Below are 3,508 nucleotides of genomic sequence, written 5' to 3'. Positions count from 1 at the left end.
GGCGCTGGCATCGAGCGCTTCGAGCACCTTGAGTGCATGCGCGAGCAGTTGCTCGCCGGCCGGCGTGAGCCCCTGCACGCCGCGCCGCCCGGCGCTGCTGCGCTCGACCAGCCGCGTGCCGGCGATGCCCTCGAGCTCCGACAGCGTCTTCGACACCGCGGGCTGGCTCAGCGCCAGCCGCTCGGCCGCGCGCGCCAGGTGGCGCTCCTGCGCCACCGCCACCAGGCAGCGCAGGTGGCGCAGCTGCACGTTGCGCACGAAGTCCAGCCGCAGGTCGCTCGTCATCAACTCCTTGTCCTCGTCTTCTAGATTACCAATGGTTATTGAAACGGAATCAATCTTCAATTTACATCATCGAAGCGGGATTCCAGAATGCGCCCATGCGGACCCGGTCCGTCCCACGACAGGAGACAACAGGCATGTTGACCAAGACCCAGCCCCAGCTCACCCCGCGTGACTGGGACGCCCACCCCAGCTACGTCTACCCCGGCTACAAGTCGACCGTGAAGCGCGGTCCGCAGAAGCCGCTGATCCCGCTCAAGGCCTCGCTCGGCGAGCTGCAGCAGCCGGTCTACGGCCACGAGAGCATCGGCGAGTTCGACCACGACCTCACGCGCAACGCGCGCCGCAACGGCGAGCCGCTGGGCGAACGCATGATCCTCACGGGCCAGGTGCTCGACGAGCGCCGCCGCCCGGTGGCCAACACGCTGGTCGAGCTCTGGCAGGCCAACGCCTCGGGCCGCTACGTGCACAAGGTCGACCAGCACGATGCGCCGCTCGACCCCAACTTCCTCGGCGCGGGCCGCTGCCTGACCGACAGCGAGGGCCGCTACCGCTTCCTCACGATCAAGCCCGGCGCCTATCCCTGGGGCAACCATCCGAACGCCTGGCGGCCGCAGCACATCCACCTGTCGCTGTTCGGCCAGAGCTTCGCGAGCCGCCTGGTCACGCAGATGTACTTCCCGGGCGACCCGCTGCTGCAGTACGACCCGATGGTCACCGGCACGCCCGAGCGCTACCGCAACCGGCTGATCGCCGACTTCAGCCTCGACATCACCGAGGAAGGCTACGCGCTCGGCTACCAGTTCGACATGGTGCTGCGCGGCGCCGACGAAACGCCGTTCGAGAACCGCTGAGCGCAGAAGGAAAGAGACACGCCATGAGCAAACTGATGAGCGCCCAGGAAGCCGACTTCGGCCAGACGCCCTCCCAGACCGTGGGCCCCTACTTCGCCTACGGCCTCACCGCCACGCAGTACGGCTACGACTTCGACCAGCCCTTCGACGCGGTGCTGGCGCTGGACGACGCCGCCGGCGAACGCATCCGCCTCGAGGGCCGGGTGATCGACGGCGACGGCAATGCCATCAACGACGCGCTGGTCGAGATCAGCCAGCCCGACGGCGAGGGCCGCTATCCGCAGACGCCGGCGCAGGCGCGCGAACTGGGCTTTCGCGCCTTCGGCCGCGTGGGCACCGGCACCGACGCGCAGAACCGCTTCGTGTTCCACACCGTGAAGCCCGGCGCCGAGTCGCCCGGCGAGGCGCCGCACATCAACGTGATCGTGCTGATGCGCGGCCTGCTGCTGCATGCCTTCACGCGCGTGTACTTCAGCGACGAGGCCGAGGCCAACGCCAGGGACGCGGTGCTGCAGAGCGTGCCGGCCGAGCGCCGCCACACGCTGGTCGCGCAGCGCGTCGAGCGCGGCGGCGCAGTGAGCTACCGCTTCGACATCCGCATGCAGGGGGCGGAGGAAACCGCCTTCTTCGACGTCTGAGCGCCTGAACCCGAAGCCGGCCACCGCGCCGGCTTTTTCGTACCCGGACTTCTTCTTTACAGCGCGGCAGCCGCAAGGCGGCCGCGCGCTCGCCGCTGCGCAACGCAAAACCATTCCAACACGGAGCAACGCATGTCATCCCCCTCGGCTTCGCTGGACGTCCAGTCATTCCTCGACCGGCATCCCTTCTCGGCCTTCCAGTGGCGCATCTTCGCGCTGAGCTTCCTCGTGGTGCTGCTCGACGGCTTCGACACCTCGGCCATCGGCTACATCGCCCCCTCGCTCGCGAGCGAATGGGGCGCCAGCAAGATGGCGCTCGCGCCGGTGCTCAGCGCGGCGCTGTTCGGCCTCGCGGCCGGCGCGCTGCTGGCCGGCCCGCTGGCCGACCGGCTCGGCCGCAAGCGCGTGCTAGGGTCTGCTAACACCATGCAAGGGGTCGCGGGGTGGGGGTGAAGGGGGGGGGGGGGGGGGGGCGGGGGGGGGAGGGGGGGGGGGGTTTGGGGGGGGGGGAGGGGGGGAGAAGAGAAAGAAGGGGGGGATCGCGCCGGGGGGGTGCAAGGCCGGAAGGCCGGTGCCCTTGCCGTGGCCGCCGGCGCCCGGGCCCGACTGCTCGATGCGCCAGCCGCGCACGTCGTCCTCCACGTGCTCGGCGGTGCGGCGCAACGCGATCTCGCGCAGCGCGATCAGGTTGCCCTTGCGGAAGAAGTTCTGCGCCGCGCGCTCGGCCTGCTGCGGCAGGTAGACCTTGCCGGCCGCGAGCCGCGCCGTGAGCTCGTCGGGCGTGACGTCGACCAGCACCACCTCGTCGGCCTCGTCGAGCACCGAGTCGGGCACGGTCTCGTGCACCCGCACGCCGGTGATCGCGCCGACCGTGCCGTTGAGGCTCTCGAGGTGCTGCACGTTGAGCGCCGACCAGACCTCGATGCCGGCGGCCAGCAGTTCCTGCACGTCCTGCCAGCGCTTGGCATGGCGCGAGCCGGGCGCGTTGGTGTGGGCCAGCTCGTCGACCAGCAGCACGGCGGGCTGGCGCGCCAGCGCGGCATCGAGGTCGAACTCGGCCAGCGTGCGGCCGCGGTAGGCGATCTCGCGCAGCGGCAGGGCATCGAGCCCCGCCAGCAGCGCGGCGGTCTCGCCGCGGCCGTGGGTCTCGACCACGCCGATCAGCACGTCGCGCCCGGCCTTGCGCTCGCGCTGCGCGGCGCTCAGCATGGCCCAGGTCTTGCCCACGCCGGCGCTGGCGCCGAAGTAGATGCGCAGCTTGCCGCGCCGCGCGCGCGCCTCGTCGCTGCGCAGCTGGGCGATCAACGCGTCGGGGTCGGGGCGGGACAGCTCGCTCATCGGGAGCGCAGGTTAGCGCATCGGCTCATCGCGCGGGACCGTCCTTGCGCCGGGCGCGGTGCTCGTGGCGCCGCGCGGTGCGCGACAGCACCAGCCAGGCGAAGCCCAGCGGCACGAACAGCGCCGCCAGCGCGAGCAGCGCATGGAACCAGTCAGTGGCCATGGCGCAGTCCGCAGCGCGCGAGGTGCTCGCGCCAGCTCACCAGCCGGCCGATCTCGCCCGAGGGCACGCATTCGATCAGCCGGTGCAGCACGTCGGCGTAGCTGCGCATCGGCAGGCGGATCATCAGCCGCACGCAGGGCGCGTCGCTCTCCTGCGAGCTGCAGCCGTGCAGCAGCGGTTCGCAGCGCACCACGCCGGCGTCGGCGCAGCCGGCCAGGCTGCGACGCACGCGC

Annotated in this window: 4 protein-coding genes and 3 pseudogenes; 3 read left to right on the top strand and 4 right to left on the bottom strand. The window is 71.2% G+C overall.

Annotated features, from left to right (window positions below):
- Positions 1 to 285: LysR family transcriptional regulator (locus AC27VN_RS36135; RefSeq protein WP_490879742.1), on the bottom strand; the 285-nt coding region annotated here is incomplete at its 3' end.
- Between the two features lie 134 nt (positions 286 to 419).
- On the opposite strand from AC27VN_RS36135, the gene pcaH reads away from it, so the two are divergent.
- The 3 genes and pseudogenes from pcaH to AC27VN_RS36120 form a co-directional block, all read left to right on the top strand.
- A complete protein-coding gene (pcaH, locus tag AC27VN_RS36130) occupies positions 420 to 1,136 on the top strand; it encodes a protocatechuate 3,4-dioxygenase subunit beta (RefSeq protein WP_057590882.1) in 717 nt (238 codons plus the stop codon).
- Positions 1,137 to 1,159: 23 nt separating this feature from the next.
- Positions 1,160 to 1,774: a protocatechuate 3,4-dioxygenase subunit alpha gene (gene pcaG / locus AC27VN_RS36125; protein ID WP_296781806.1), complete on the top strand. Its 615-nt coding sequence runs from the start codon at positions 1,160 to 1,162 to the stop codon at positions 1,772 to 1,774.
- A gap of 132 nt (positions 1,775 to 1,906) precedes the next feature.
- Positions 1,907 to 2,215: pseudogene (locus AC27VN_RS36120) on the top strand (MFS transporter); the annotation flags it as partial.
- A 96-nt stretch (positions 2,216 to 2,311) separates the two neighbouring features.
- On the opposite strand, the pseudogene AC27VN_RS36115 reads toward AC27VN_RS36120, so the two are convergent.
- The 3 genes and pseudogenes from AC27VN_RS36115 to AC27VN_RS36105 form a co-directional block, all read right to left on the bottom strand.
- Positions 2,312 to 3,112: pseudogene (locus AC27VN_RS36115) on the bottom strand (histidine kinase); the annotation flags it as partial.
- A gap of 25 nt (positions 3,113 to 3,137) precedes the next feature.
- Complete coding sequence (locus tag AC27VN_RS36110) at positions 3,138 to 3,275, bottom strand: hypothetical protein (RefSeq protein ID WP_177239578.1); 138 nt, start codon at positions 3,273 to 3,275, stop codon at positions 3,138 to 3,140.
- Positions 3,265 to 3,508, bottom strand: a pseudogene (locus AC27VN_RS36105) (hypothetical protein); the annotation flags it as partial. The pseudogene AC27VN_RS36105 and the gene AC27VN_RS36110, both read right to left, overlap by 11 nt.

This window comes from Variovorax sp. 20P10.2.4 (genome assembly GCF_058244205.1).
This window is presented reverse-complemented; position numbering and strand designations above follow the sequence as displayed.

Excerpts from the sequence above, each read along its gene's own strand:
- pcaH (WP_057590882.1), top strand. The coding sequence starts at position 420 with ATGTTGACCAAGACCCAGCCCCAGCTCACCCCGCGTGACTGGGACGCC.
- pcaG (WP_296781806.1), top strand. The coding sequence starts at position 1,160 with ATGAGCAAACTGATGAGCGCCCAGGAAGCCGACTTCGGCCAGACGCCC.
- AC27VN_RS36110 (WP_177239578.1), bottom strand. The coding sequence starts at position 3,275 with ATGGCCACTGACTGGTTCCATGCGCTGCTCGCGCTGGCGGCGCTGTTC.